Consider the following 21341-nt stretch of genomic DNA (forward strand, 5'->3'; position numbering starts at 1 on the left):
AACACGCTGCGGAGCCGTTGCATGCGGCCCACACAGCGGAACAGGCGCACGGGTTCTCGTGCAAGCCATTGATTTCATTGAAAAAAGTGCTGCTCAAAATTCAGTCGTTTCAGCGAAAAGGCCGCCCCATGCGGGTTTGGACGCGTTACGCAGCAGGTTAGTCACAAAGTTATCCACAGAATCTGTGCGTCTCTGCCGACACCCAAACAAGGCACATGCCGATGGTGGGCTCAGTGGATAATCGCCGCGCATTTGCAGTCTACGGACCGGAGGATTTTTCTTGTTTTCCATCATAGTTGCCGCGGGTTGGCCCATCTGGCCATTGCTCGCCTGTTCAGTCATTGCGCTCGCGCTGGTTATAGAACGTTTCACGAGTCTGAAGACCGTGAGGGTGTTTCCGCCCAAGCTGCTGGACGAAACCATCACCGTGTCGCACACCGCCATTCCGGGACCTGAGGTGGTGACCAAGCTGGAACGCAACTCGATGCTCGGCCAGGTCCTGGCCGCCGGACTGCGCGCGCTCAACGCCAACCCGCGTTGCTCCGAAGACGACCTGCGCGCCGCCATGGAAGCCGCGGGCCGCACCGTGGCGCACAAGCTGGAACGCTACCTCCCTGCCCTGGCCACCATCGCCTCGGCAGCGCCGCTGCTGGGCCTGCTGGGCACGGTGATCGGCATGATCGAGATCTTCGGCTCGCAATCGCCGGGCAGTGGCGCCGTCGGCGCGGGCAACCCAGCGCAACTGGCGCACGGCATCTCGATTGCGCTGTACAACACGGCCTTCGGCCTGATGGTGGCCATTCCGACGTTGATCTTCTGGCGCTACTTCCGCAGCCGCGTCGACGGTTACCTGCTGAACCTCGAGCTTTCCGGCGAGCGCTTCGCACGGCATCTGAACGCCCTGCGCAAATGACGACCTCGACGCTTGCCACTGCGTGTGCTGGGCGCTCCCCCGCGGGGGCAGCCGCCTCCTCGGGGCAACACGCCGGAGGCTTGTCATGACCCGTGGCCGCATGCAGTTCCGCCACGGCGCGCGCGACGAGCCGGAGATCAACCTGATCCCGTTCATCGACGTGCTGCTGGTGATTCTGATCTTTCTGATGCTGTCGACCACCTACAGCAAGTTCACCGAGATGCAACTGCGGCTGCCGACGGCGGACGTCGACGCGCAGCGCGACTACCCCAAGGAAGTGATCGTGGCGGTGTCGGCCGACGGCCGTTACTCGATCAACAAGACCGCCTTGCCCGACCGCAGCGTGGAGACGGTGGCCGCAGCGCTCGCGGCCGCGGCCACCGGCGGCAAGGACAGTGTGGTGATCATCAGCGCCGACGCCACAAGCCCGCACCAAGCCGTGGTCACCGTCATGGAGGCCGCGCGTCGCGCCGGCCTGATGCAGATCACCTTCGCCGCCCAGTCGACGGCGCAAGCCGGGCGCTGAGTGCATCCTTCCGAAGGCAGCAGCGGCGCAGCGCCAGCCTCGCGGCTGCAAAGTGCGTGGCTGCGGCGCGGGCCCTTGGCATGCCTGCTGTGGCCGCTGTCGCAGCTGTATGCAGCGCTCTTCGCCGTTCGAGGCTGGATGTATCGCTTCGGTTGGCTGCCGACCGAGCGCGTGCCGGTCCCGGTGATCGTGGTCGGCAACGTGATCGCCGGCGGCGCCGGCAAGACGCCGGTGGTGATGGCCGTGGTGCGGCACCTGCGCGCGCGCGGGCTGCAGGTGGGCGTGGTGTCGCGCGGCTATGGCCGGCACACGGACGACTGCCGGGAGGTGTTCGATGACAGCGACCCGCTGAACGTCGGCGACGAACCCGCACTGATTCATCACGCGACCCAGGCGCCTGTGTTCGTGGCACGCAGGCGTGTCGAGGCAGCACGCGCACTGCTCGCCCGGCACCCCGCCACGCAGGTCATCGTCAGCGACGACGGCCTGCAGCATCTGGCGCTGGCTCGCGACATCGAAATCTGCGTGTTCGACGACCGGGGCATCGGAAACGGCTGGCGCTTGCCCGCCGGCCCCTTGCGCGAAGCCTGGCCGCGCGCCTGCGACCTCGTGTTGCACAGCGGCGCACACCCTGCCTTCGCCGGGGGCTACACCGCCACGCGCCGCCTCGCGCAAGACGCCCTGACCCATGACGGCAAGCGCGTACCATTGGGCACGCTCGCCGGCTTGCCATTGATTGCCACGGCGGCGATTGCACGGCCGGAGTCCTTTTTCGACATGCTGCGCGCGCGCGGCCTCACGCTTGCCAAGACCGTGCCGCTGCCGGATCACTACGACTTCGAAAATTGGCAACGGCCGGCCACAGCCGAACGAACGCTGGTCTGCACGGAAAAGGACGCCGTCAAACTGTGGCGCAAGGCCCCCGATGCCCTGGCGGTGCCGCTGGAGTTCACACCCTCCGCAGAATTCTTCACCGCACTCGACGCAAAGCTATCATCGCTCGATGGATACCAAGCTGCTTGAACTGCTCGTCTGCCCCGTCACCAAAGGTCCGCTGACCTGGAACCCCGAGAAGCAGGAACTCTGCTCGCGCAGCGCACGCCTCGCCTACCCGGTGCGCGACGGCATTCCGGTGCTGCTGGAGAACGAAGCCCGCACGCTGTCTGACGAAGAGCTCGGGCTGTGAGCTTCACCGTCCTGGTGCCGGCGCGCCTGGCGTCCACGCGGCTTCCCAACAAACCCCTGGCCGACATCGCCGGCGTGCCGATGGTGGTGCGCGTGGCCCGGCGCGCCAGCGAATCCGGCGCCTCGCGCGTGGTGGTCGCCGGCGACGACCCCTCCATCGTTTCGGCATGCAAGGCGCATGGCGTCGAGGCTATCCTGACCCGCCAGGACCATCCCAGCGGCACCGACCGGCTGGCCGAAGCCTGCGAGCAACTGGGACTGGACGGCGACGATATCGTGGTGAACGTCCAGGGCGACGAACCGCTGATCGACCCTGCGCTGATCGATGCCGTGGCGTCCACGCTGGCCAGCCACGCCGAAGCCGACATGAGCACCGCGGCCCACGCGATCGATTCGATCTCCGATTTCATGAACCCGAACGTGGTGAAGGCCGTGCTCGACGCGCAAGGCAACGCCATGTACTTCAGCCGCGCGCCCGTTCCATGGTGGCGCGACGGCTCCGCCAGCGGCGCAGCGCCGAGCGTGGTGCCCACGCCGGCGCCATTGCGGCACATCGGCATCTACGGCTACCGCGCGGCCTTCGTGCGCAAGTTTCCGTTGCTTGCGCCCGCGCCCGTCGAGGCGACCGAGGCGCTGGAACAACTGCGCGCGCTGTGGCACGGTCACCGCATTGCAGTGCATGTGAGCGATGTCGCGCCCGGTCCGGGCATCGACACGCCCGAAGACCTGGCGCGGGTCCGCGCCGTGTTTGCCGCAGGCCCCACCGCCTGAGAAAACCGCCGCCCCGGTGGGAAACGCGGGGATTTCTCGAGGGGCACGCATGCTATCCTCGAAGCAATTCCGCCTTGCCAAGCCCTCGGGCCGACGCTTGGTGCGACACAAAATCTAAGAACCGTCCGAGGACACCATGAGACTAATTTTGCTGGGCGCGCCCGGGGCGGGCAAAGGCACGCAGGCGGCCTTCATTTGCCAGAAATACAGCATTCCCCAAATCTCGACCGGCGACATGCTGCGCGCTGCCGTCAAGGCAGGCACGCCGCTGGGGCAACAGGCCAAGGCCATCATGGATGCGGGCGCACTGGTCAGCGACGACCTGATCATCAATCTGGTGAAGGAACGCATTGCCCAAGCCGACTGCGCCAGCGGATTCCTGTTCGACGGCTTCCCGCGCACCATTCCTCAGGCCGACGCCATGAAGGCAGCCGGCGTCAAGCTTGACTACGTGCTTGAGATCGACGTGCCCTTCAGCGACATCATCGAACGCATGAGCGGCCGTCGCTCGCACCCGGCATCGGGGCGCACCTACCACGTCAAGTTCAACCCGCCCAAGGTGGAAGGCAAGGACGACGTGACGGGAGAAGACCTGATCCAGCGCGAAGACGACAAGGAAGAAACCGTGGGCAAGCGACTGGACGTGTACAGCCAGCAGACGCGCCCGCTGGTGGATTACTACTCGGCCTGGGCCAAGGCCGACCCCGCCGCCGCGCCGAAGTATCGCGCCATCAAGGGCGTGGGCACGGTCGATGAAATCACCCAGCGTGCGCTGGCCGCACTGAGCAGCTGATTTCGCAGCCGCCCTCGGCCATTTGCACGGGGCGGCTTTTTCTCTTACCCGAGCAGTTCCAGCATCAGCGCGATGCGCGCCTTCACCGGCGTCAACGCGCCTGCGTCGCGCAACTGATCGCCTGCCTTCGGCAGGATGCGTCCATTAACGCATCGCGTGGCACGAATCACCGCCACACCTTCGGCCTGAGCCTTCAGCGCGGCTTCTTCGAGCGAATGGTGCAGCGTGCCGTTGCCGGTTGCCGCGAGCACCAGTCCTCGCGGCGGCTCAGCACCGTTGGACTGGACGAGCGCATCGATCAGCGCGCCACTGGCACCCGCGTAGCTCATGACGATCTCGACGCGAGGCCACCGCAAGCCGCTGGCGTCGAAGATCTTCGCCCTGCGAGACACAGCCGCTTCGGGCCATGCCCGGACCAGGCGCACTTCCCCTTCCTCCACATAGCCCACCGGCCCGGCATCGCCTGACGCAAAGGCTTCCAGCCGGTAGGTGTGGGTCTTCTGGATGTCCAGACCGCTGTGGATGGTTCCAGCGCACACCGCCGTCACACCCCGCGCGCCTGCAGTGACAGCAACGCCGATTGCGTCCCGGACGTTCTGGGGACCATCGGGCGCCAGCGCGGTCGCGGGTCGCATCGCGCAGGTCAGCACGACCGGCTTGGTCGCCGCCAGCACACTGTGCAGGAAGAAGGCTGTTTCCTCGAGCGTGTCCGTGCCGTGCGTGATCACAATGCCCGCGACGTCCGGTTGCGCGAGCCAATGCGCGCAGCGCTGAGCCAGCTTCTGCCAGACCTCGAAGGACATGTCCTTGCTGTCGAGCTGCGCCACCTGCTCAGCGACCAGCGTCACTCCGGCGGGCGGCTCGATGCCGCCCAACAGGTCGGCCACGCCCACCTGCCCTGCGGTGTAGCCGATGTTGTCGCCGCTGCTGGCAGCCTTGCCAGCGATGGTGCCGCCGGTACCCAGCACCACCACGCGGCGCACGTCAGGCAAAGGGGAATTGACCATGACTTGTCAACTTTTAAAAACTGGTTAAAAATACAGCTACTGGATATCTACCCAGTGCCGCAAGGAACCACACATGCAGTTCGCCGTGAAGCTTACAGCCCGCCAGCAGCAGATCCTGGACTTGATCCAGAGTGCCATCGCACGCACCGGTGCGCCACCCACGCGCGCCGAAATCGCCAATGAGCTGGGGTTCAAGTCGGCCAACGCCGCCGAAGAGCACCTGCAGGCGCTGGCCCGCAAGGGCGTGATCGAACTCGTCAGCGGCACCTCGCGCGGCATTCGCCTCAAGGGCGACGCCCTGCGCTCGCTCAACGAAACGCGCCACCGCGAAGGCGGCCAGTTCTCGCTCTCGCTGCCTGGCATGGCCCAGCTGGCGCTGCCGCTCATCGGCCGTGTCGCAGCCGGCTCGCCCATCCTGGCGCAAGAGCATGTGGACCAGACCTACTACGTCGAGAACACGCTGTTCCAGCGCCAGCCTGACTACCTGCTGAAGGTGCGCGGCATGTCGATGCGCGACGCCGGCATCATGGACGGCGACCTGCTCGCCGTGCAGGCCACCAAGGAAGCGCGCAACGGGCAAATCGTGGTTGCGCGGCTGGGCGAAGAAGTGACCGTCAAGCGCCTCAAGCGCAACAAGCAGGTCATCGAGCTGCACGCCGAAAACCCCGACTACCCGACCATCATCGTGCAGCCGGGCGAGCCCTTCGAAATCGAAGGCCTCGCGGTCGGGCTCATCCGCAACACCATGCTCATGTAGGCCCATGGCCTGCTGGCAACAGCACCTCATCCGGCCGCGACAGGTGGCGGGCGTATGGCGCGAAGTCGCCATCACCCTGTCGCGGCCGATTCAAGAAATCCTGCCTGTGTTCAACCTCATACTTTTTTGGAGTTCACATGGGAATCGCCCTCCTCGCCATCGCTGATTTCTGGATGCCGCTGCAATCGCTGGCCAACCGCCTGATTCCGGCGCGCCGACCCCACGCCAGGGATCGGCTCGACGCCAACGACACGTCCGCCGGATTGCGTTACGTGGCCGTGCGCCCCGCTTGCACCACCCGCGTCGGCAGCAACGCCACGGCGCCCGAGGTCGCCACGGCCCCTGCACGCCCCCTGCGCGTGGTTCGCGTGGTCGACGGCAAAGGCCAGCAGCGCAACAACCGCGTCGTGATCTCCGGGCGCATGGCCGACGTGTGCGACGAGCTCGACCGGCTGGCCGCCCTCGAAGCCGCAGAAACCCTGGCCACGCTCCACCGCTCGACGCGGCTGCACTGACGCAAAACGCCCCTGCCGAGGGGCCCGGAAGCCGCCGCGGGCCGGGTATCCAAACGTTCACTGGTGCGACATGCCAATGCTGCGAGGCACAATGGCACGCCATGAACATTGTGATCCTCGACGACTACCAGGACGCGGTGCGCAAATTGCGCTGCGCCGCCAAGCTGGACGCGTACGCGGCCAAGGTCTACACCAACACGGTGAAAGGCATCGGGCAACTGTCGGTTCGCCTCAAGGACGCCGATGTGATCGTGCTGATTCGCGAGCGCTCCCAGATTTCTCGCCAGCTCATCGAAAAGCTGCCCAAGCTCAAGCTCATTTCGCAGACCGGGCGCGTCGCCGGCCACATCGACGTCGCGGCATGTACCGAGCGCGGCGTGGCAGTGGCCGAGGGTTCCGGCTCTCCGCAGGCGCCCGCCGAACTCACCTGGGCGCTCATCATGGCCGCCATGCGCCGGCTGCCGCAGTACATCAGCAACCTCAAGCACGGCGCGTGGCAGCAATCCGGACTCAAGTCGGCGTCGATGCCGCCCAATTTCGGACTCGGCTCCGTGCTCAAGGGCAAGACCCTGTGCATCTGGGGCTATGGCCGCATCGGCCAACTCGTGGCGCGCTACGGTCAGGCGTTCGGCATGCAGGTCGTGATCTGGGGGCGTGAAGCCAGCTGCGCCAAGGCCCGATCCGACGGCTTCCAGGTCGCGCAGAATCGCCATGAATTCTTCGCCGCCGCCGACGTGCTGTCGGTGCATCTGCGGCTCAACGAAGAGACCAACGGCCTCATCACGCTGGAAGATCTCTCCCGCATGAAGCCGACGGCGCTGTTCGTCAACACCTCGCGCGCCGAACTGGTCGAAGCCGATGCCCTGCTCGCCGCGCTCAACCGCGGCCGCCCGGGGCTGGCCGCCATCGACGTGTTCGAGAGCGAGCCGCCGCTGCAGGGCCACGCGCTGCTTCGGCTGGAAAACTGCATCTGCACGCCGCACATCGGCTACGTGGAGCAGGAAAGCTACGAGAGCTACTTCGGCCAGGCGTTCGACAACGTCGTGAGCTACATCAACGGCAATCCCACCAACATCGTGAACCCGGGCGCGCTGCAGGTCCGCCGGTGAGCCCGGTCGCGCCGCAGCGCACGTCGCAACGTGCGCTCTGGGCGCTGCTCGCCGGCAACTTCGTGATCGGCACCGGCGTGATGGTGGTGCCGGGCACGCTCAATGAAATCAGCGTGTCGCTGTCGGTTGGCGTCGCCACCGCCGGGCAGCTGATCACGGCCGCCGCGGTGGTGATGTGCATCGGTGCGCCGCTGCTGGCCGCCGCGGTCGCGGGCTGGGACCGGCGCCAGCTGCTGGCCCTCACCATGCTCTGGTACGCCGCCGGGCACCTGCTCGCGGCCTGGATGCCGACCTTCGGCGCCCTCCTGCCGGTACGCATGCTCACGGTCATTGCGCCGGCCATCTTCACCCCGCAGGCCGCGGCGTGCGTCGGCATGCTGGTGCCGGCGGAGCAGCGCGGGCGCGCCGTCACCTTCGTCTTTCTGGGCTGGTCCATGGCCTCGGTGCTGGGCCTGCCCATCGGCGCGTTGATCGGCGGCCATCTGGGCTGGCGCATGGCATTCATGGCCATCGCCGCCCTCAGTGTCTCGAGCGCCGCATCGATCTGGCTGACCTTGCCGAACGGCATTCGTCCCGCCGTGCTGACGGCGGCGGCCTGGTCGCGTGTGCTGCGCAGCCCGGTGCTGATGGGCATCGTCTCGGTCACGGCGCTGCAGGGCGCGGGCCAGTTCGTGCTGTCCAGCTATTTCGGCCCGATCCTCAAGCAGAGCTACGGCGCCGACGCGACCGCGCTCAGCGTGATATGGGCACTGTTCGGCATCTTCGGCCTGATCGGCAACATGGTGGTCAGCCGCTACATCGACCGTGTCGGCGCCGGGCGCATGGTGCTCATCACCAGCGCATTGATCGCCGTGAGCCTGCTGCTGTGGCCGCTGGCTTCCACGCTCGCCTGGCTGGCCGTGGTGCTGGTGCCCTGGGGGTTGGGCTGCTTCGCGACCAATTCGGCCCAGCAGGCGCGCCTGGTGGGCCTTGCACCTGCCCTCGCGCCGGGCTCGGTGGCGCTGAACAGCTCGGGCATCTACACGGGCCAGGCGGTGGGCGCCGCGCTCGGCGGCTGGCTGCTGGCCAACGACGCAGGTGCCTGGATGAGCTGGCTCGGCCTCGCCGTGCTGTTGCTGGCCATGGCGCTGAGCGTGGCCATCGACCGAAGCGGCCGGTCGGCCTGACTGTTCGAAGGCCTGCCCGCAGAAAAAGGCCTCCGCGTAAAACCCGTCACGTCCCTTGCGCGCGGCGCTGCAAAATCGGAGCCTTCGACAGCACGCCCGCGGCAACTGCCCCATCGCCTGCGCGGCGGGCCCGGAACCCATCCAACCAATGAAGACTTCCAGCAAATGACAGTGAACTACACCCGAATCGGCGTCGTCGGCGCCGGGGCCATGGGTCGCGGCATCGCGCAGATTGCCGCCCAGGCAGGCAGCGACGTGCTGCTGCTCGACAGCTTCGCCGGCGCCGCCGAGCGAGGGCGCGAAGCCCTGGTCGCCCAGTGGAACAAGCTGCACGAGAAAGACAAGATCGACGCCGCCACGCGCGATGCGTACATCGCCCGTGTGAAGGCCGTCGATGCGGTGCAGGCACTGGCCGACTGCGACCTGGTGGTCGAGGCGGTGATCGAAGACCTCGAGGTCAAGCGCAAGCTTTTCCGCGAGCTCGAGGGCATCGTGGGCGACACCGCCACGCTGGTCACCAACACTTCTTCGCTCTCCGTGACGGCCATTGCCGCCGGCCTGAAGCACCCCGAGCGCTTCGCGGGCTTCCACTTCTTCAACCCCGTGCCGCTGATGAAGGTGGTCGAGGTGGTGGCCGGCTTCAAGACCGCGGCCGGGGTGTGCACGCAACTGGCCGGGTATGCCAGGCAGATGGGCCACAGCGCAGTGCAGGCGCAGGACACGCCCGGCTTCATCGTGAACCACGCCGGCCGCGGCTACGGCACCGAGGCGCTGCGCATCGTGGGCGAAGGTGTGGCCGACTTCGCGACGATCGACCGCATCCTGAAGGACCAGGCCGGCTTTCGCCTCGGCCCGTTCGAGCTGCTGGACCTGACCGCGCTCGACGTGTCGCACCCGGTGATGGAGTCGATCTACCACCAGTACTTCGAGGAACCGCGCTTCCGCCCGAGCGTGATCACCGCACAGCGCCTGGCTGCGGGCGTGCTCGGCCGCAAGACCGGCGAGGGTTTCTACCGCTACACCGACGGCGTGATGCAGCAGACGCCCGAGGCCGCCCCCCCGGTGGCCGAAGGCACGCCCTCGGTGTGGGTGTCGCCGCGCGCCGCGCGGCGCGCCGAGCTGCTGCGCCTGGTGAACACGCTGGGCGCGCAGATCGACAGCGGCGCCGCGCCTGCCGCGCATTCGCTGATCCTGGTGGCGCCGCTGGGCTTCGACGTGACCACGGTGGCCGCGGTCGAGCGCCTGGACGCCACGCGCACCGTCGGCATCGACATGTTGATCGACGACGCCGCCACCAAGCGCCGCGTGCTCGCCACCAACCCGGCCACGCGCCGCGACATGCGCGACACCGCGCACGCCCTGTTCGCGCGAGACGGCAAGGCCGTGAGCGTGATCCGCGACAGCGGCGGCTTCGTCACGCAGCGCGTGGTCGGCGCCATCGTCAACATCGCGGCCGACATGTGCCAGCAGCGCGTGTGCACGCCGGCCGACCTCGAAACCGCCGTGCAGCTGGGCCTGGGCTACCCGCGCGGCCCGCTCGCCATGGGCAACCTCTACGGCCCGACCAACATGCTCGAGGTGCTGTTCAACCTGCAGACCGTGTACGGCGACCCGCGCTATCGCCCGAGCCCGTGGCTGCGCCGCCGCGGCGCGCTGGGCCTGAGCCTGCTGCACGAAGAAGAATAAAAGCCGGAGACACGCAATGACCGCCGAACTCAAGAGCACGAGCGAAGGCAGCACCATGGTGCTGACGATCGCCAACCCCGCCCAGCGCAACGCCCTGGGCCCCGAGATCTACGCCGCGGGCATCGAGGCGCTCAACGGCGCCGAGGGCAGCGCGGAGATCCGCAGCGTGGTCATCGTGGGCGAAGGCGCCTGGTTCTGCGCCGGCGGCTCGCTGCAGCGGCTGCTGACCAACCGACAGCTCGACCGCTCGGTGCAGGCAGAGAGCATCGAGGGCCTGCACAACTGGATCGATTCGATCCGCACCTTCCCCAAGCCGATCATCGCGGCGGTCGAAGGGGCGGCCGCCGGCGCGGGCTTCTCGCTCGCGCTGGCCTGCGACTTCGTGGTGGCGGCACGCGACGCGGTGTTCGCGGCCTCGTACAGCAACGTGGCGCTGTCGCCCGACGGCGGCCTGAGCTGGCATCTGGGGCGGCAGTTGCCACGGCAACTGGCGAGCGAATGGCTCATGAACGGCGAGCGCATCGACGCGGCGCGCCTGCATGCGCACGGCCTCGTCAACGAACTCACGGAAAGCGGACAGGCGCTCGCAGGCGCACTGGCCCTGGCCACCAGGCTCAATGCACGCGCGCCGAACTCGCTGGCCAGCATCAAGGAGCTGCTGAGCGATGCGCGCGGCGCCACGCTCGCGTCGCAGCTCTCGCAGGAGCGCGACCACTTCGTGCGCAACCTCCACCATGCGAACGCGGGCATCGGCATTGCCGCGTTCCTCGACAAGAAACCGCCCCGGTACGAGTGACGCAGCGCTGCGTCGCTCCCGTGACACCCCCCGCCTTTTCAGTCGCCGAGAGGACAGACCAATGGACGACCCCATTCTTACTATCGAAGAACGTGAAGCGATCAACAGTGGTCGCTGGTTTTCTTCCTTATCTCCATCGCTACGGCACGACATCCTCCGATGTGCTTTCGTCAAACGCTACAAGGACGGCGACCTGATCGCCGCCCGCGGCGACCCGCCCGAACACTGGATCGCCTGCGCCAAGGGCGCGGTGCGCGTGAGTTCGACGGCCGTCTCCGGCAAGCAGGTGACGCTGACCTACGTGGAGCCGGGCATCTGGTTCGGCGACGTGGCGATGTTCGACGGGGACCGGCGCACGCACGACGCCTATGCGCATGGGGACAGCACCATCCTGTGCGTGGCGCGGGCCGACTTCCAGAAGATCCTGACCGCGCACGTGGAGCTGTACGAAGCGCTGATGCGGCTGCAGGCGCGCCGCATCCGCACGCTGTTCGGGCTGGTGGAAGACTTGAACACCCTGCCCCTGCGCGCCCGGCTGGCCAAGCAGCTGGTTCACCTGGTGCGCAGCTACGGCGTACCGAACCTGGAAGACGGCAGCCAGATGCGCATCGGCCTGCAACTGGCGCAGGAAGAGCTGGCGCAGCTGCTGGGCGCCTCGCGCCAGCGGGTCAACCAGGAGCTCAAGACCATGGAGCGCGAGGGCACCATCCGCATCGAGACCAGCGGCCTCGTGATCCTGGACCGCGCGGCATTGATGCGCGTCTCGGAAGCCGAAAACTAGAACGCAAGACACAACCGACATGAGCCAGGACTTCTCCAACTTCATCGGCACCCGTGCCGTCTCGCAACAGCATGCCTTCGACGTCGATGCGCTTGCGGCCTGGCTCGAGAAAAACCTCGAGGGGTTCAAGGGTCCGCTCACGGTCGAGATGTTCAAGGGCGGCCAGTCGAACCCGACCTACAAGCTCCTCACGCCGTCGCAAAGCTACGTGATGCGCGCCAAGCCGGGCCCGGTCGCCAAGCTGCTCCCCTCGGCCCATGCGGTGGAGCGCGAATTCAAGGTCATGCGCGGCCTCGCGGGCACCGACGTGCCGGTGCCGCGCATGCACTGCCTGTGCGAAGACGAAGCCATCATCGGCCGCGCCTTCTACGTCATGGAGTTCATGCAGGGCCGCGTGCTCTGGGACCAGTCTCTGCCGGGCTTCAGCAACGCCGAGCGGGCCGCCTACTACGACGAGATGAACCGCGTGATCGCCGCGCTGCACACGGTCGATTTCGCCGCCCGCGGCCTGGCCGACTACGGCAAGCCCGGCAATTACTTCGAACGCCAGATCGGCCGCTGGAGCAAGCAGTACAAGGCTTCGGCGGACGGCGCGGGCGAGCTCTCGCAGCCGATCGAGGCCATGGAGCGGCTGATCGACTGGCTGCCCGCCCACATGCCGGCAAGCGCACGCGACGAGAGCAAGGTGTCGATCGTCCATGGCGACTACCGCCTGGACAACGTCATGTTCCACCCCACCGAGCCGCGCATCATCGCGGTGCTCGACTGGGAGCTTTCCACGTTGGGCCATCCGCTGGCCGACTTCAGCTACCACTGCATGTCGTGGCACATGCCCCCCACCACGGGACGCGGCATCGGCGGCGTGGACCTTGTCTCGCTGGGCATTCCGACCGAGAGCGAATACATCCGCCGGTACTGCGAACGTACCCGCATCAGCACGCCCGAGGCGCTGGCGCCCGACTGGAACTTCTACCAGGCCTACAACCTGTTCCGCATGGCCGCGATCCTGCAAGGCATTGCCAAGCGGGTCGAGGCCGGCACGGCATCGAGTGAACAAGCCGTGGCTTCGGCCCGCGGCGCGCGCCCCATGGCCGAAATGGCCTGGCAGTTTGCCCAAAAGGCGTAACCCGCCCCTACACCCACCAGGAGACGAAGATGGATTTCGAATATTCGGCCAAGACCAAGGATCTGCAGAAGCGCGTCAAGGCGTTCATGGACGAGAACATCTACCCGGCCGAAGCCGAGTACAGCGCCGAGCTTGCCGCCAACACGGTCGCCGGCAAGCGCTGGAGCGCGCTGAAGACCGTCGAGAAGGTCAAGGACAAGGCCAAGGCCCAGGGCCTGTGGAACCTGTTCCTGCCGGTCGACAGCGCCTCTGCCTCCGGCTACGCGGGCGCCGGCCTGACCAACCAGGAATACGCACCCCTGGCCGAGATCATGGGCGCGGTGCCGTGGGCGAGCGAGGCGTTCAACTGCTCGGCGCCCGACACCGGCAACATGGAAACCATTGCGCGCTACGGTTCGGAAGAAATCAAGGCCCGCTGGCTCAAGCCGCTGCTCGAAGGCGAAATTCGCTCGGCCTTCGCCATGACCGAGCCCGACGTGGCCTCCAGCGACGCCACGAACATCGCGACGCGCATCGAACGCCAGGGCGACGAGTACGTGATCAACGGACACAAGTGGTGGATTTCCGGCGCGGCCGATCCGCGCTGCGCGGTGTTCATCACCATGGGCAAGACCGACCCCGACGCACCCCGCCATTCGCAGCAGAGCATGGTCATCGTGCCGGCGGACGCCAAGGGCATCCGCATCGTGCGCCCGCTCAACGTGATGGGCTACGACGATGCGCCGCACGGCCACGTCGAGATGTACTTCGAGAACGTCCGCGTGCCGGTGGGCAACATCCTGCTCGGCGAAGGCCGCGGCTTCGAGATCGCCCAAGGCCGCCTCGGCCCGGGACGCATCCACCACTGCATGCGCCTGATCGGCCTGGCCGAGCGTGCGCTCGAGCTGATGTGCAAGCGCGCCTCGTCGCGCGTGGCCTTCGGCAAGACCGTGGCGTCGCAGACCGTGACGCAGGAACGCATCGCCGAAGCGCGCTGCAAGATCGACATGGCGCGCCTGCTCACGCTCAAGGCCGCCTGGCTGATGGACGTGGCCGGCAACAAGGTCGCCAAGAACGAGATCGCCATGATCAAGGTGGTCGCGCCCACCATGGCCTGCCAGGTGATCGACTGGGCCATGCAGGTGCACGGCGGCGGCGGCATGTGCGACGACTTCCCGCTCGCCAACGCCTATGCGCATGCGCGCACGCTGCGCTTCGCGGACGGCCCGGACGAAGTGCACCGCAACGCGATCGCCAAGTGGGAACTGGGCAAGTACGCGCCGAACAAGGCCGACGCCGACATGCCGGTGACGCGCTTCTGATGTGACTCGCGCCCTCTCTCCTTGGGGAGAGGGCCGGGGCAAGGGCCGGGGCGACGAATTCGCCTCGGCCCTTTTTCTTTTTCAGAGTTTCTTGTGCAGGAAGATGGCGTGGCCGAAGGCCGGGTCGAGCTGATAGCCCTCGAACCCTTCGCGCTCGTACGCGCGCAGGGCCGGCGCATTGCCCGACAGCACTTCGAGCGTGAGCTTGCAGGCGCCGCGCCGGCGCGCCTCCTGCTCCACCAGCGCGAACATCTTCTGTGCCACGCGCTGGCCGCGATGGCTGGCCAGCACCGCCATGTCGTGCACATTGACCAGCGGCTTGCAGGCGAAAGTCGAAAAGCCCTCCATGCAATTGACCAGGCCCACAGGCTGGGCGCCGTCGTACGCCAGCACGCTGAAGGCCTGGGGACGCGCAGCCAGCGCCGCGGGCAGGCCCTTGCGCACCGCCGCGTCGAGCGGCGTGCCACCGCCCGCCGGGTCGCTGGCATAGGTGTCGAGCAGGTCGACCAACGCCGCGGCCTGCACCGCGTCGCGGTAGTCGACCATGCGGACTTCGATCCGCGTCGTCATTGGCCGGGCTCCAGCGTGGCCGCGAGGCGTTTCGCGCACGACTCTGCCTGCGCCGCATCGCGCGCCTCGACCATCACGCGCACCAGCGGCTCGGTGCCGCTTGCACGGATCAGCACGCGGCCTGCATCGCCAAGCTCGGCCTCGATGCGCTCGGTTTCGCTGGCCAGCGCCTGGTTGTCCTTCCAGTTCTGGTCAGGCGAGATGCGCACGTTGATGAGCGTCTGCGGGAACAGCACGACGCCTTCCAGCAATTGCGCCACGGTCTTGCCGCTGCGCACGCAGGCCTGCAGCACCTGCAACGCACTCACGATGCCGTCACCGGTGGTGTGGCGGTCGAGTGCCAGCAGGTGGCCGGAGCCCTCGCCGCCCAGGATCCAGCCGCGCTTGTCGAGCTCCTCGAGCACGTAGCGGTCGCCGACCTTCGCGCGCACGAACTCGATGCCCTGCTTGCGCAGCGCCACTTCCACGGCCTTGTTGGTCATGAGCGTGCCGACCACGCCCACCGGCTTCTCGCCGCGCTCGATGCGCTCGGCCACCATCAGGTAGAGCAGCTCGTCGCCGTTGAACAGCCGCCCGCTGGCATCGACCAGCTGCAACCGGTCGGCGTCGCCGTCGAGGGCGATGCCGTAGTCGGCCTTCTGCGCCGTCACTGCGGCGACCAGCGCCTGGGGATGCGTGGCACCGACGTCCTTGTTGATGTTCAGGCCGTCCGGCGACACACCGATGCTGGTCACTTCCGCGCCAAGTTCATGGAACACGTTGGGCGCCACCTGGTAGGCCGCGCCATGCGCAGCGTCGACCACCAGCTTCATGTTGCGCAACGTCAGGTCGTTGGCAAAGGTGCTCTTGCAGAACTCGATGTAGCGCCCGGGCGCATCGTTGAGCCGGCGTGCCTTGCCGAGGTTGACCGAATCGACCCACACCGGGGCTTCTTCGAGCGCGGCTTCCACCGCCAGTTCCCACGCGTCGTCGAGCTTGGTGCCCTGGGCGCTGAAGAACTTGATGCCGTTGTCCGGATAGGCGTTGTGGCTGGCGCTGATCACCACACCGAGGCTGGCGCGCTGCGCGCGCGTGAGGTACGCCACGCCGGGCGTGGGCAGCGGGCCGAGCAGCACCACGTCGACACCGGCCGAATTGAAGCCTGATTCCAGCGCCGACTCGAGCATGTAGCCCGAAATGCGGGTGTCCTTGCCGATCAGCACCGTGGGGCGGGCCTGGGTCTTCTTCAGCACGCGGCCCACGGCATGTGCGAGGCGCAGCACGAAGTCAGGGGTGATGGGGGCCTGGCCGACGGTGCCGCGGATGCCGTCGGTACCGAAATATTTGCGGGTCATGGTTGTTGCTTCTGTTCTTGTGTTTGTGATGTGGGGTCGAGTTCCTGTTCGCGCATGGCGCGCCATACCGCGAGCGCCGCCACGGTGTCACGCACGTCGTGCACGCGCACCACGGCAGCACCGCGGTCGACCGCCAGCACCGCCGCAGCAACACTGGGCACGATGCGTTCGCCGGCCGCCTCGATGCCCGTGACCGCCCCGATCGACGACTTGCGCGACCAGCCCAGCAGCAGCGGGAGCCCGCCTGCGAGGAGTTCGTGCTGGCGCGCCAGCAGGGCGAAATTTTGCGCCACGGTCTTGCCGAAACCGACGCCGGGGTCGAGCGTGATCCGGGAAAAATCCACGCCCAGCGCCTGCAGAAGCTGCAGCTGCGCCGCCAGGAAGGACAGCACGTCGGGAATCACGTCGCCCGACATCGGCACGGCCTGCATGGTCTGAGGATCGCGATGCATGTGCATCAGGCAGACGCCGCACGTGGGGTGCGCCGCCACGGCGTCGCGCGCACCGGGTCGGCGCAGCGCCCAGATGTCGTTGACGATGTCCGCACCCAGCCCGAGCACCGCGCGCATCACCTCGGGCTTGTAGGTGTCGACAGAGATCGGCACGCCGAGCTTTACCGCTTCGCGCACCACGGGCAGCACGCGTGCCAACTCGTCCTCGAGCGGCACCGCAGGGCTGCCGGGGCGGGTCGATTCGCCGCCGATGTCGAGGATGTCAGCGCCCTCTTTCAGCAATTGCTCGCAGTGCTTCAGTGCCATGCTGGCTGACGCATGCGCACCGCCATCGGAAAAAGAGTCTGGCGTGACATTGACGATGCCCATCACGCGCGGCTGCGAGAGATCGATCCTGAAGCGCGAGGTCTGCCACACCGTGCTGGGCACGGCGCCATGAAAAACGGGGCCAGAGGCCCCGTTGTTGCTTGATTGCAAGCCCACCTCAAGCGGCGGTCGGCGCCGGGTCGGTATTCACGGCCGGCGTGCCGCCACTGCCACCGCTGCCCGAGGGAGGGGTGCGCGGCGTCCAGTCCTTGGGCGGACGCGGAGCGCGGCCGGCCATGATGTCGTCGAGCTGCTCGGAGTCGATGGTTTCCCATTCGAGCAGCGCCTTCGCCATGGCGTGCATCTTGTCGCTATTCGCCTCGATCAGGCCACGCGCCAGGGCGTATTGCTCGTCGATGATGCGGCGCACCTCGCCGTCGACCTTTTCCATGGTCTGCTCGCTCATGTTGGTCGTCTTGGTGACCGAGCGGCCCAGAAATACTTCGCCTTCGTTCTCGGCGTAGACCATCGGGCCCAGCGCATCGGTCATGCCGTAGCGAGTGACCATGTCGCGGGCGATGGAGGTCGCGCGCTCGAAGTCGTTGCTGGCACCGGTGGTCATCTGGTGCATGAACACTTCTTCGGCGATACGGCCACCGAACAACATGCTGATCTGGTTCAGCATGTATTCGCGGTCATAGCTGTAACGGTCTTGCGCCGGCAGGCTCATGGTCACGCCCAGGGCGCGGCCACGCGGAATGATCGTGACCTTGTGGACCGGGTCGCACTTGGGCAGCAGCTTGCCGATGAGGGCGTGGCCGGACTCGTGGTACGCCGTGTTGCGGCGCTCTTCCTCGGGCATGACCATGCTCTTGCGCTCGGGGCCCATGAAGATCTTGTCCTTGGCCTTCTCGAAGTCCTGCATCTCTACCACGCGCGCATTGCGGCGGGCAGCCATCAGGGCGGCTTCGTTGCACAGGTTGGCCAGGTCGGCGCCGGACATGCCGGGTGTGCCGCGGGCGATCACGCTCGGGTTCACGTCCTGGCCCAGCGGGACCTTGCGCATGTGCACACCGAGAATTTGTTCGCGGCCGCGGATGTCCGGCAGCGTGACGTACACCTGGCGGTCGAAACGACCCGGGCGCAGCAAGGCGGCGTCAAGGATGTCAGGGCGGTTGGTGGCAGCCACCACGATCACGCCGAGGTTGGTTTCGAAACCGTCCATCTCGACCAGCATCTGGTTCAAGGTCTGTTCGCGTTCGTCGTTGCCGCCACCGAGACCGGCGCCGCGCTGACGACCCACGGCATCGATTTCGTCGATGAAGATGATGCAGGGTGCGTTCTTCTTGGCGTTCTCGAACATGTCGCGCACACGGGCCGCACCCACGCCGACGAACATTTCAACGAAATCGGAACCCGAAATCGAAAAGAAAGGGACCTTGGCTTCGCCAGCGATCGACTTGGCCAGAAGGGTCTTGCCGGTGCCGGGAGGGCCGACCAGCAACAGGCCGCGCGGAATACGGCCGCCGAGCTTCTGGAAGCGCTGCGGGTCTTTCAGGAAGTCGACGACTTCACGGACTTCTTCCTTGGCCTCGTCGCAGCCCGCGACGTCGGCGAAGGTGACCGTGTTGTTGTTCTCGTCCATCATGCGGGCCTTGCTCTTGCCGAAGCTGAACGCCCCGCCCTTGCCGCCGCCCTGCATCTGGCGCATGAAGTAGATCCAGACACCGATCAGCAACAGCATCGGGCCCCAGCTGACCAGCAGCGTCATGAGGAGGGACCCCTCTTCGCGCGGCTTGACGTCGAACTTGACGTTGTGGTCGATCAGGTCGCCCACGAGGCCGCGGTCGAGGACCGTGGCAGTCGTGCGGATCTTGCGATCGTCGTTGGTGACGGCGATGATCTCGCCCCCGCCGGCACCTTCGGGGATGACGGCACTCTTGACCTGGTTATTCCGGACCTGGTCCAGAAACTCGGAGTAGCTGACTGCTCCCGAGCCGACGCCACCGCGGGTGTCGAACTGCTTGAACACAGTGAACAACACCATGGCAATGACGAGCCATACGGCAACTTTGGAAAACCACTGATTGTTCAAACGAAGCTCCAGTCGAAAGCGCGTGACGAGGATATGAAAAAACGCGCTATGGGTACGCAATTGCGCCCCATTTTAGGCTTTTCAAGCTGCGAAAAGCGGGCATTTCCCTAATGCAGCCATAGGCTGACAGGGGTTTGCGCCTTGAACGCACCCTTTGCCGACGTTCTTCGGCAAGGTATCAAGGCGTATCCAGGGCCTTCAGGCCCATGCCGACAAGGAAAGTCTCGGACGATTTGTCGCGCGAGGCCTTGGGCTTGAAGGGCTTCACGGTGCGGAAATTCGCCTTGAAGAGCTTGACCAGTTCGTCGTAACCGCTGCCGTGGAACACCTTGGCCACCAGCGCCCCCTCGGGTTTGAGGTGGTGTTGCGAAAAATCGATGGCCAGTTCGATCAGGTGCGCCACACGGGCGGCATCCGCCGAATGGATGCCCGACAGGTTGGGTGCCATGTCCGACACCACCAGGTCGGCCTTGCGCCCGGCCAGCACCCCCAGCAACTGTTGCAGAAGCGCGTCTTCGCGGAAATCCCCCTGCAGGAAGGTCACGCCTTCGATGGGATCCATGGCCAGCATGTCGAGCGCGACGATGGTGCCGTTCAGCGAGCCGGCCGCAGCGCCGTCGGGGGACATGCGCCGGCGCAGGTATTGGCTCCAGGCACCGGGCGTGGAGCCCAGGTCCACCACCAGTTGGCCTGGTTTGACAAGCCCGAACGACTCGTCGATTTCCTTGAGTTTGTAGGCGGCGCGCGCCCGGTAACCCTCCCGCGTGGCGAGTTTCACGTAGGGGTCGTTGATATGGTCGTGAAGCCACGCTTTATTGACTTTTTTGCTTTTGGCTTTGGTGCTCATGAGGGTCTTCGTGTACGCGTCGATAATACGGGGATGCCCGCCATTCAACTTACCCCTGCCGAGCGCAAGGTGCACCGCGCCGAAGCTCACCACTTGGATCCGATCGTCATGGTCGGTGGAGACGGGCTCACCCCTGCCGTAAAAAAAGAGGCCGACGCGGCGCTCAAGGCCCATGGCCTGATCAAGGTCCGCGTTTTCTCCGACGACCGCCTCGCCCGCGACGCCATGCTGCGAGAACTGTCCGACGAACTGAACGCCGCCCCGATCCAGCACATCGGCAAGCTGCTGGTGCTCTGGCGCCCGATCCCCGAAAAGGAACGCACGGTCGATGAAGACCGCATGCCCGGCCCGCGCGACGTGAAGATCGTCAAGTACAGCAAGCGCGGCGGCCAGCGCCCCGAAATCAAGACCCTGCGCGTCCTGGGCAACCAGCGCCTGACCCCCGGCGGCAACATCAAGCGCGCCAAGGCGAAGCGGCCACTGTCGGCCAAGAAGCGCAACCAGGCGGATTGAGCTTGGCGCCAGCGCAAGGCGCCCAGCGCCATATCCTCTGCATGAAGTGGGGCACGAAATATGGCCCCGAATACGTCAACCGGCTCTACGCGATGGTGCGCCGCAACCTCAGCGGCGACTTCAAGTTCGTCTGCCTGACGGACGACGGCAACGGCATCCGCCCCGAAGTGACGTGCCTGCCGATCCCTCCGCTCAACCTGCAGCTGGCCCCCGGCCAGCGCGACGGCGCCTGGAAGAAGCTCACGACCTTCGAGCAGGACCTGCACGGCCTGCGCGGCACCGCCCTCTTCCTCGACCTCGATGTCGTGGTGGTGGGCCCGCTGGACGCCTTCTTCGAGCAACCGGGCGAGTTCCTGATCATTCACGACTACGCCCGCCCCTGGCGGCGCGAGCGCATCACCGGGAATTCATCGGTCTACCGTTTCGAGCTGGGCGCCCATGCCGACGTGCTGGCGTACTTTCGCGCCAACATGGACAAGGTGCAGGCGGAGTACCGCAACGAGCAGGCCTACCTGTCGGACGTGCTCCACCAGCAGGGCAAGCTGGCGTACTGGCCCGAGGCCTGGTGCCCGAGCTTCAAGTACCACGGCATTCCGACCTGGCCGGCCAACTACTGGGAAGAGCCCTTCGTGCCCGAGGGCACACGCATCATGGTGTTCCATGGCGAGTGCAACCCACCGGACGCACTGGCGGGCCGCCGCAACCGCGCATTCCGGTACATCCGTCCGGCGCGCTGGGTCGCGAAATACTGGAAAGAGTAAGGGCTCTAGGCGGCCGTTGCCGCCCCTGCCG

23 protein-coding genes are annotated in these 21341 nt (G+C 66.5%); 17 read left to right on the forward strand and 6 right to left on the reverse strand.

The features are described 5' to 3' along the window. The first annotated feature begins 280 nt into the window (after positions 1 to 280). The 6 genes from AC0IYU_RS02250 (at position 281) to adk (ending at position 4188) form a co-directional block, all read left to right on the forward strand. Positions 281 to 913, forward strand: a complete 633-nt coding sequence (locus tag AC0IYU_RS02250) for a MotA/TolQ/ExbB proton channel family protein (RefSeq protein ID WP_472112549.1) — start codon at positions 281 to 283, stop codon at positions 911 to 913. Between the two features lie 100 nt (positions 914 to 1013). Next, complete coding sequence (locus AC0IYU_RS02255; RefSeq protein WP_435483738.1) at positions 1014 to 1439, forward strand: ExbD/TolR family protein; 426 nt, start codon at positions 1014 to 1016, stop codon at positions 1437 to 1439. Further along, positions 1440 to 2462: a tetraacyldisaccharide 4'-kinase gene (gene lpxK, locus AC0IYU_RS02260; protein ID WP_472112552.1), complete on the forward strand. Its 1023-nt coding sequence runs from the start codon at positions 1440 to 1442 to the stop codon at positions 2460 to 2462. Beyond that, positions 2443 to 2625 (forward strand): Trm112 family protein, encoded by a 183-nt coding sequence (locus tag AC0IYU_RS02265; protein WP_007836935.1) that lies wholly within the window; start codon positions 2443 to 2445, stop codon positions 2623 to 2625. Before lpxK ends, AC0IYU_RS02265 begins: the two co-directional genes overlap by 20 nt. Further along, positions 2622 to 3395: a 3-deoxy-manno-octulosonate cytidylyltransferase gene (gene kdsB / locus AC0IYU_RS02270; protein ID WP_472112556.1), complete on the forward strand. Its 774-nt coding sequence runs from the start codon at positions 2622 to 2624 to the stop codon at positions 3393 to 3395. The genes AC0IYU_RS02265 and kdsB overlap by 4 nt, the downstream gene beginning before the upstream one ends. 136 nt (positions 3396 to 3531) lie before the next feature. Continuing rightward, positions 3532 to 4188: an adenylate kinase gene (adk, locus tag AC0IYU_RS02275; protein WP_472112559.1), complete on the forward strand. Its 657-nt coding sequence runs from the start codon at positions 3532 to 3534 to the stop codon at positions 4186 to 4188. 44 nt (positions 4189 to 4232) lie between these two features. Here the strand turns inward: adk and AC0IYU_RS02280 are convergent, their stop codons facing one another. After that, positions 4233 to 5195 carry an asparaginase gene (locus AC0IYU_RS02280; protein WP_472112562.1) on the reverse strand — a complete coding sequence of 321 codons (963 nt, stop codon included), beginning with the start codon at positions 5193 to 5195 and terminating at the stop codon, positions 4233 to 4235. Positions 5196 to 5268: 73 nt separating this feature from the next. Between AC0IYU_RS02280 and lexA the strand changes: the two genes are divergently transcribed. The 9 genes from lexA to AC0IYU_RS02325 all read left to right on the forward strand — a co-directional run bounded on the left by lexA (position 5269) and on the right by AC0IYU_RS02325 (position 14432). Further along, entirely contained in the window at positions 5269 to 5952 is a 684-nt protein-coding gene (lexA, locus tag AC0IYU_RS02285) for a transcriptional repressor LexA (protein ID WP_435436004.1), read from the forward strand. Between the two features lie 137 nt (positions 5953 to 6089). Further along, positions 6090 to 6467: a hypothetical protein gene (locus tag AC0IYU_RS02290; RefSeq protein WP_472112565.1), complete on the forward strand. Its 378-nt coding sequence runs from the start codon at positions 6090 to 6092 to the stop codon at positions 6465 to 6467. 101 nt (positions 6468 to 6568) lie between these two features. Then, a complete protein-coding gene (locus AC0IYU_RS02295; RefSeq protein ID WP_435444051.1) occupies positions 6569 to 7576 on the forward strand; it encodes a D-2-hydroxyacid dehydrogenase family protein in 1008 nt (335 codons plus the stop codon). Then, positions 7573 to 8742 (forward strand): MFS transporter, encoded by a 1170-nt coding sequence (locus AC0IYU_RS02300; RefSeq protein WP_472112568.1) that lies wholly within the window; start codon positions 7573 to 7575, stop codon positions 8740 to 8742. The genes AC0IYU_RS02295 and AC0IYU_RS02300 overlap by 4 nt, the downstream gene beginning before the upstream one ends. A gap of 165 nt (positions 8743 to 8907) precedes the next feature. Next, a complete protein-coding gene (locus AC0IYU_RS02305; protein WP_472112570.1) occupies positions 8908 to 10428 on the forward strand; it encodes a 3-hydroxyacyl-CoA dehydrogenase in 1521 nt (506 codons plus the stop codon). 16 nt (positions 10429 to 10444) lie between these two features. Beyond that, positions 10445 to 11224, forward strand: coding sequence for an oxepin-CoA hydrolase, alternative type (locus AC0IYU_RS02310; RefSeq protein ID WP_435483692.1), 780 nt, complete (start codon positions 10445 to 10447; stop codon positions 11222 to 11224). Positions 11225 to 11285: 61 nt separating this feature from the next. Continuing rightward, a complete protein-coding gene (locus AC0IYU_RS02315) occupies positions 11286 to 12005 on the forward strand; it encodes a Crp/Fnr family transcriptional regulator (protein ID WP_435435998.1) in 720 nt (239 codons plus the stop codon). A gap of 19 nt (positions 12006 to 12024) precedes the next feature. After that, positions 12025 to 13131 carry a phosphotransferase gene (locus AC0IYU_RS02320; RefSeq protein ID WP_435483691.1) on the forward strand — a complete coding sequence of 369 codons (1107 nt, stop codon included), beginning with the start codon at positions 12025 to 12027 and terminating at the stop codon, positions 13129 to 13131. Between the two features lie 29 nt (positions 13132 to 13160). Next, on the forward strand, positions 13161 to 14432 hold the full coding sequence (locus tag AC0IYU_RS02325) for an acyl-CoA dehydrogenase family protein (protein WP_472112572.1): 1272 nt from the start codon (positions 13161 to 13163) through the stop codon (positions 14430 to 14432). Between the two features lie 81 nt (positions 14433 to 14513). On the opposite strand, the gene AC0IYU_RS02330 is transcribed toward AC0IYU_RS02325, so the two are convergent. The 5 genes from AC0IYU_RS02330 to AC0IYU_RS02350 form a co-directional block, all read right to left on the reverse strand. Then, a complete protein-coding gene (locus AC0IYU_RS02330) occupies positions 14514 to 15002 on the reverse strand; it encodes a GNAT family N-acetyltransferase (RefSeq protein ID WP_472112574.1) in 489 nt (162 codons plus the stop codon). Beyond that, entirely contained in the window at positions 14999 to 16336 is a 1338-nt protein-coding gene (gene glmM / locus AC0IYU_RS02335; protein WP_472112577.1) for a phosphoglucosamine mutase, read from the reverse strand. Before glmM ends, AC0IYU_RS02330 begins: the two co-directional genes overlap by 4 nt. Continuing rightward, positions 16333 to 17157 (reverse strand): dihydropteroate synthase, encoded by an 825-nt coding sequence (folP, locus tag AC0IYU_RS02340; protein WP_472112736.1) that lies wholly within the window; start codon positions 17155 to 17157, stop codon positions 16333 to 16335. The genes glmM and folP overlap by 4 nt, the downstream gene beginning before the upstream one ends. 115 nt (positions 17158 to 17272) lie before the next feature. Further along, positions 17273 to 19189 carry an ATP-dependent zinc metalloprotease FtsH gene (ftsH, locus tag AC0IYU_RS02345; protein WP_435483687.1) on the reverse strand — a complete coding sequence of 639 codons (1917 nt, stop codon included), beginning with the start codon at positions 19187 to 19189 and terminating at the stop codon, positions 17273 to 17275. Between the two features lie 178 nt (positions 19190 to 19367). Further along, a complete protein-coding gene (locus AC0IYU_RS02350; RefSeq protein WP_435483686.1) occupies positions 19368 to 20036 on the reverse strand; it encodes an RlmE family RNA methyltransferase in 669 nt (222 codons plus the stop codon). 33 nt (positions 20037 to 20069) lie between these two features. Between AC0IYU_RS02350 and AC0IYU_RS02355 the strand changes: the two genes are divergently transcribed. After that, positions 20070 to 20549 carry a YhbY family RNA-binding protein gene (locus tag AC0IYU_RS02355; protein ID WP_435436043.1) on the forward strand — a complete coding sequence of 160 codons (480 nt, stop codon included), beginning with the start codon at positions 20070 to 20072 and terminating at the stop codon, positions 20547 to 20549. A gap of 2 nt (positions 20550 to 20551) precedes the next feature. Then, entirely contained in the window at positions 20552 to 21310 is a 759-nt protein-coding gene (locus AC0IYU_RS02360; RefSeq protein ID WP_472112738.1) for a glycosyltransferase, read from the forward strand. Positions 21311 to 21341: the final 31 nt, after the last annotated feature.

It is taken from the genome of Variovorax sp. AC103, from assembly GCF_979254005.1.